This window comes from Syntrophorhabdaceae bacterium, assembly GCA_036504895.1.
Classification (GTDB): domain Bacteria; phylum Desulfobacterota; class Syntrophorhabdia; order Syntrophorhabdales; family Syntrophorhabdaceae; genus PNOM01.
Window position 1 is genome coordinate 61,312 of record DASXUJ010000121.1, and the last position, 6,545, is coordinate 67,856.

Sequence of the window (6,545 nt, forward strand, 5' to 3'; positions counted from 1 at the left end):
CTTTCAATCGTACCATTTGGCAAAAGCGCTTAATCTTTCCCTTGGCGTGGCGAACCCGTTCAGCGGGTTATCAGGATCCGGGCGGCCGAGGGCCATGCCGATCACCACATCTTTACTTTCGGGGATGTCGAGATGTTCCCTGATCTCATCTTCATAGGCGCTGATGAGACCGATGGGACAGGTCCCGAGGCCCGCTTCGAAGGCAATGAGGGTGAGATACCCCAATACGATCCCGATATCCACAAGCCTCGCCTTTGAGAATGCATTATCCAGGCAGAGGATGAGGGCCACCGGCGCACCGTAGAAATTACAGCTTCCCTCATTTACGAACCGGTCGAAAGGCAGGCCCATCTTTTCAAGGCAAGGGTTCATGAGCTGAAAAGATTCGACCCCCCTTTTGCTGAATTCGGCCGATAAAGGCTTCACGTTTCCCGGGCTGCACGAGATCTGCTTCTCCCGGTATGCCTTGATGAGCCTCCGCGAGAGACGCTCTCTCTCCTCGCCCATTACCACATAAAACTCCCAGGGCTGGAGGTTGATGGCGGAGGGGGCATTCAGGGCAAGGCCGAGGACCTCCTCCACCTGGGCCCGCGGCAAAGGGTCCGCTTTAAAAGCCCGCACACTGTGACGGCTCCGAACAGCCTCAAACACGTCCATCCCATCCTCCTGTCGTTTACAATACAATACCGTGCAAGAGAAGCCGTGTCAAGGGAGGGTAAAGGGGCGGTTATTCGCGTGGGGCCTTTGTTCCGTCGTCTCTGGAGGCGGGTGAAAAGAGGGTTGAATATGTGTTATTTTTGATGCAATCACAGCTTCCCTTGCCCATGCCCGGAAGCGCCTGTAGGGTTCCCGGCATGGGCAAGGGAAGCTGTTTCGTCAATTCATGTTCCGGAGGGCATATCCGGGGCGGGGCTATCGCCGTTCTACGGAAGAGCGGGGCACAATCCTGGATGGGCGTTGCAAAAGGCGTCGCACTGATCGTGAATCGCGTTGACTTCAGCATTCATAGCGGAACCGGTTACAGGAACTGCAACCATCGTGGACTCCGTCCTCCCGGCGGCGTTAATATGGGTTTGAAAGCCTACTGCCGAAGCGGGCCCCGGAACTATTTTTCCTCCATTGTTAACCCTCTGGAAGGCAATCGCCTTTACGGCCCCATGGGTCCTGAGATTGCCGGCCGTCAAAGTGCAGATGAACTCTCCCCCGGTATTCGCCTGGGACATGGCGGCGCGGGTCACCGCATTCGGTGCCGAAAGAGCCCTGTCGCAGCCGCAAAACCCGCCGGTGTCGTCATAAAACGCAAATTCCAGCACCTGGGGCTGATTTGTGGGATTAATAAATGTCATCACCGTATCCGTTGTGAGGATTGGGTTAATGGGTCCCGCAAAACTGTCTACAAGAGCCCATTCACCGATCAGATAAGTATCTGCGGCCAGCGCGCCTAAAGGCGTGACAAGGGCCATTACCATCAAAACTATCATACATCCTTTTTTCATGTTACACCTCCATTTCTAATGCATTCTGTTTCCGGATATGCCCTCCGCGCACGGCGAGTATGGATATACCCGCCCCTGCGTTTTTCTTGATTATCACGGTCCCGCAAAAGCTGCCGAGACCGTTCTTGCCCTGCTCATGACCACCGTACAGGTAGGGCTTGTGCCGCTGCAGCCCGATCCGCTCCAACCGGTAAACGTGGAACCGACGGCAGGGACGGCGCTGAGAGTCACGGACATGTTATGGAGCAACGCGGCCTGGCACGCAGCCCCGCAGTCTATTCCGGCAGGACTGCTTGTGACGGTCCCGGCGCCTTTCTTCTTCTCCTTCTTCACGATTTTGAGCGTATAGGGACCGACGAAGGAAGCGCTCACCGTCTTCGCCCTGTCCATGGTAATACTGCATGTGGCTCCTGCGCCGGAGCATCCGTTGCTCCAGCCCGCAAAAACCGAACCCGGCACAGGAGTGGCGGAGAGGGTTACCATCGTATTGAGAGGGTATAAACCCCGGCACGCGGCCCCGCAGTCTATTCCGGCAGGACTTCCTGTCACGGTCCCATCCCCGTCATTGATCCTTTTCCTGGATACATGCAGAATTCGAGGCCCGGTAAAAGAGGCGGTCACCGTCTTCGCCCGATCCATCGTGATGCTGCATGTAGGGCCTGTACCGGAGCATGCGCCGCTCAGGCCTGAGACGCTCCAATCGGTGAATATCGAATTTTCAGAAGGCGCCGCAGTCAGGGTCACAGGGGTGCCGGGATAATACATTTTGCCGCAGGTGGCCCCGCAGTCGATCATCCCGTCTCCGGACGTGATGGTTCCGGCACCGGAGGAGGCCGCCTTTCTCGCGATATTCAATTTTAGCTTTTTACCATTCACGGGATAGAAAACCGCCTGCACGGCGGTATCGGCGCTCATGACCACTTTACATGGGGTTGCCGCGCCCACGCACCCTCCCGTCCAGTACGCAAACGCAGAGCCCGTTGCCGGTGCGGGGGTAAGGGTCACCTGAACTCCCGGCAGAAAACGGGCGGAGCATTGAGCGCCACAGTTTATGCCCGAGGGAGAGCTCGTGACCGTGCCTGAACCGGGCCCTGCCAAAGAAACGGCAAGAAGCCGCCCCAGCGTGAATTCGGCCGTAACCGATTTGGCGCTATCCATGGTCACGGTACACGGGCCGGTACCGCTGCATCCCGACCCGCTCCAACCCGTGAAGACGGAATCGCCCGTGGGCGAGGCGGTCAGCGTCACCGACACACCGGTCGCAAAGCCCATGGAGCAGGCAGAGCCGCAGCTGATGCCCGAAGGGGTGCTGGTGATAGTACCCGAACCGGTCCCTGATTTCAATACTGCAAGGGTGACCGCGGGGCCCATGGAATTGTAGGCCTCATGGACGTTGATTCTCTGTTTGGTCACCGGCACGGAATGGCATTTGCCATCGGTGAGGCTTTTGCCCGTCGAGGTCAATGCAAGAAGGACCTCGTCCACGGAAGCGGTGCCGCTCTTCTCTTTCATGAGAGCCCACGACCCCGCCACATGAGGGGCAGCCATGGATGTCCCGTTCCAGGTCTTGTAGGCGCTGTGGGGAATCGATGAGGTAATCCCCGATCCCGGCGCAAGCAGGGTCAAAAAAGAGGCGCTGTTCGAGTAGCTTGCCACCTCGTCGTCACTGTCAGTTGCCCCTACGCTTATGGCGGTTGAAATGCAGCCTGGCGCACCCATCGAGCCGCAGTACCCGCTGTTTCCACTCGAGATGACGGTGGCGATTCCCGCCCCCCTCAAGTTATCGATCGCTGCCTTGGTCGCCCCGTTCGCCGTATCGCAGGCACCGGGACTCGGATATTGCCCCCCTCCGAGACTCATATTCGCGGACGCAATCTTATAGGTATCCCTGAGGGCATAGACCCGTTCCAGGGCCTTCACCAAATCTGAGGTAAAAGCCAGTGCACAGGGCGCGGTGCCGCAAAAACCAGCGGGAAAAAGGGAGAACACCTGTATGGCAATAATGCCGGCCCCCGGCGCGACACCCGGTCCGGGGCTCCCGGGTATATCGCTCCGTCCCGCAATCGTTCCGGAGACATGGGTCCCGTGATCGCATTCACCGTCAGGGCAGCCGGATCCGTAAGGGAGGGCCGAGTCTAGGTCCGACGACTCCGTGACGCCGCCCGGACAGAGTGAGGTGCTTCCGTAGGTGCTGTCGTTCGACGAGTAACATGCTTCCGATACGACGGCGCCCGCGAGATAAGGATGGTTCTTGTCCACCCCCGTGTCGAGTACCGCCACGGTAAGCCCCTTTCCTGTAACCCCCTGGGCATGAAGAGTATTGGCGCCGATGAGGGTGATATCCCAGCCCGCAACCGCCATGGGCGGGACCGGGACATCTTCGGAGATTTCCGTCACTTTCCTCGATGCAAGGAGCCTATCGAGCGTGACGCGGTCGATGCTCATCGTCATATAGGGAATATAGTTATATTGGTAGACGCCTGCGGGGGTGAGCCCTGAGCCGGCGAGCTCTGACAAGAGCGCCTTTTGAGAGTCCCTGATGGCAATACGCTGTGCCCCTGCCCGGTTCCCGGAGAGGGAGTGGTCGGCAGAATAGGGGGTATCGAGCCTTACCAGCACCTTTACCGATCCCCGGGATTCAATGGTTGAAGAGAGGGCCTTATGACCTCCCGCACTTCTTACCTTCTTCCCCCCGTCTCCCACCGTCGGAGCCGCCGCAGCGGCTTCGAGAAAAGGGATCAAAACGGCCATACCCATAGCAATAGCTGTAATTAGGAGTCTTTTCCTGCATTCAACAATCTTACCGTCCATTCTGTAGTCCTCCCTGAACAATTGGTACACCCGTTTTTGAGAAAGAGCGGTGGAGAGTGAGGGGCGGATGCCGTACATCACTGTGACGAGGTAAAACTGCATATGTTATAGGAATAGTCAGGATCGCCTATTATGTCTGTCACTCGATCGACATTTGTTTTGTCGTGTTTTCACGGGGCGTCGTCACTCAAATCATCCGGCCCGTCGACTCCCACAGGGGGCGTGCCACGTACTCCAGGCACCCGGGGAGCCACCGCCGTCGCGCGAGCCGGTAAGTCTCAGCCGAAAAGATGCGCCAACTCTTCTACCGGACGGCCGGTGGTCGCCGGTTTCGGAGAAAGGATTTGATTGTAATGGCAGTGATTTGATATGATTGGTATAATGGACAGAAAAGAGACATGGCGAGCCCTTGTGGATCTCGGGGTTGCCGGAGGTGAAATGCCGGACGGGAAGTGGGACCTCCGTAAAGCAAGACTGAGCGGGGCGGACCTGAGCGGCGCCGATTTGAGCGGGGCAAATTTGAGCGGCGCGGACCTGAGCGGTGCCGGTTTGAGCGGGGCAAATCTTTTCGGCACCAACCTTTTCTGGGCTAATCTGAGAGAGGTAGATTTGACCGGGTGCTTCCTGAGCGGGTGCTTCCTGGGCGAGGCAAAACTGAGCGGGGCAAATCTAAGGGGGGCCAAACTGCTGAGGGTCGATTTCAGCGGGATTAACCTCAGTGGCGCCGATTTGACCGGAGCCAAGCTGCTGAGGGTCGATTTCAGCGGGGCAAATCTCACCGGTGCGAATCTGAGCGGCATCGATCTCCATGGAGCCAAGCTCTTTGGTGCAGATTTAAGCGGTGTCGATTTAAGCGGCTTCGATCTCAGCGAGATAGATCTCAGCGAGGCCAACCTTACCGGCGCAGATCTTTCAGGTGCGAAGCTGAACAACGCGAACCTGAGCTGGGCCGACCTCGGCGGCGCAAATCTCTTCGGGGCCGAGATCATTGGTGCGAACCTGAGCGGAGCCAATCTGAGCAATGCGAACCTGAGCCGCGCCCGCCTATGCGACGTCAACCTTGAAAATGCCAAATTAACCGGCGCAACAGTGTATGAAATATCGGTCCGGGACCTGCGCCTCCAGGGCACGGAGCAGACAAACCTTGTAATCACCCCCTCCGGTCAACCGGTCATCACCGTCGACAACCTGAAGGTTGCCCAATTTCTCACCATGCTGATCATGAATCCTGAGGTGCGAGAGGTGGTGGATACAATCGCTTCAAAGACAGTCCTGGTCCTGGGTCTGTGTACACCCAGGCGTAAGGCCCTCCTCGAAGCCCTTTGCAACGGCTTGAGGCAGAGGAGTTACACGCCGGTCCTCTTCCAATTCGAAGGTCCCATGACCCCTGCCATAAGGCTGGCCGCCTCCACGATCGCCAATATGGCAAAATTTGTCATCGCTGAAATGACGGATTCAAAGAACGTGCCTCAAACGCTGACCGCCATAGTACCCGCCCTTCCGTCCGTGCCCGTCCAGCCCATAGGACAGGTATCATCCGGAGACTACCGGATGCTTAGCCATTTCCGGCGCTTTCCATGGGTACTCCCCATCTACCGCTATACCCGCATTGACGAAGCGATCGATGCGGTGGTGGAGAGGATAATCTCTCCGGCCGAGGCACACATAAAGAGATAAGAAGGGATCTCCTTTTTCTCCCGGATGCCTACCTCCTCAAAATGAATCCCCCCACACCTCCGGCCAGAAACCCTGTTATGGAGAGGATGGTGGCGGTGCGAAGCACGGCTTTTATCATGTCGAGGATTGTTTTTCCCAGATGGGTAATAATGTGGACAAGGTCGTCAAAAAGCTTCCAGTCCGTGCTGACCCCGAGGTAATCAAGGGCTTTGAGCGAGGCATAGGCGAAGACGCCGAAGAGGAGTATGCCTGCGGCCCTTTTCAGAGAAAAGGCGAGGAAGAAGCCGAAAGCGGCAAAAACGGACGCCACAACCAGATTATGTATCGTAAGGCTCATCACATGCCTCCTCTATCGCGGAATACTGTCTCATCGATAGATAGACGGAATATGGAGGACATTTACGCAATCATTTTGGCCCCGGAGACAAAAGGCTTTCGATATTGTATATTTCTCCAAGAAGGTGAAGGATAGAGGGAGAGAGGGTGAAAAAGAAAGAGACGATAGATACGCGGCGTGGCCCGAGGTTGGGGGCCAATTTCCGGCCCGTGGCCCTTCCGAAG

Annotated in this window: 5 protein-coding genes; 1 reads left to right on the plus strand and 4 read right to left on the minus strand. The window is 57.2% G+C overall.

Translation table 11 applies throughout. The features are described from left to right. Nucleotides 1–3: 3 nt before the first annotated feature. The 3 genes from VGJ94_17450 to VGJ94_17460 all read right to left on the minus strand — a co-directional run bounded on the left by VGJ94_17450 (nucleotide 4) and on the right by VGJ94_17460 (nucleotide 4,307). A complete protein-coding gene (locus tag VGJ94_17450; protein HEY3278405.1) occupies nucleotides 4–657 on the minus strand; it encodes a nitroreductase in 654 nt (217 codons plus the stop codon). A 266-nt stretch (nucleotides 658–923) separates the two neighbouring features. Beyond that, entirely contained in the window at nucleotides 924–1,496 is a 573-nt protein-coding gene (locus VGJ94_17455; protein HEY3278406.1) for a hypothetical protein, read from the minus strand. 93 nt (nucleotides 1,497–1,589) lie between these two features. Beyond that, nucleotides 1,590–4,307 carry a S8 family serine peptidase gene (locus VGJ94_17460; GenBank protein HEY3278407.1) on the minus strand — a complete coding sequence of 906 codons (2,718 nt, stop codon included), beginning with the start codon at nucleotides 4,305–4,307 and terminating at the stop codon, nucleotides 1,590–1,592. A 381-nt stretch (nucleotides 4,308–4,688) separates the two neighbouring features. Between VGJ94_17460 and VGJ94_17465 the strand changes: the two genes are divergently transcribed. Further along, entirely contained in the window at nucleotides 4,689–5,984 is a 1,296-nt protein-coding gene (locus VGJ94_17465; GenBank protein ID HEY3278408.1) for a pentapeptide repeat-containing protein, read from the plus strand. A gap of 28 nt (nucleotides 5,985–6,012) precedes the next feature. Here the strand turns inward: VGJ94_17465 and VGJ94_17470 are convergent, their stop codons facing one another. Next, entirely contained in the window at nucleotides 6,013–6,321 is a 309-nt protein-coding gene (locus tag VGJ94_17470; protein ID HEY3278409.1) for a hypothetical protein, read from the minus strand. Nucleotides 6,322–6,545: the final 224 nt, after the last annotated feature.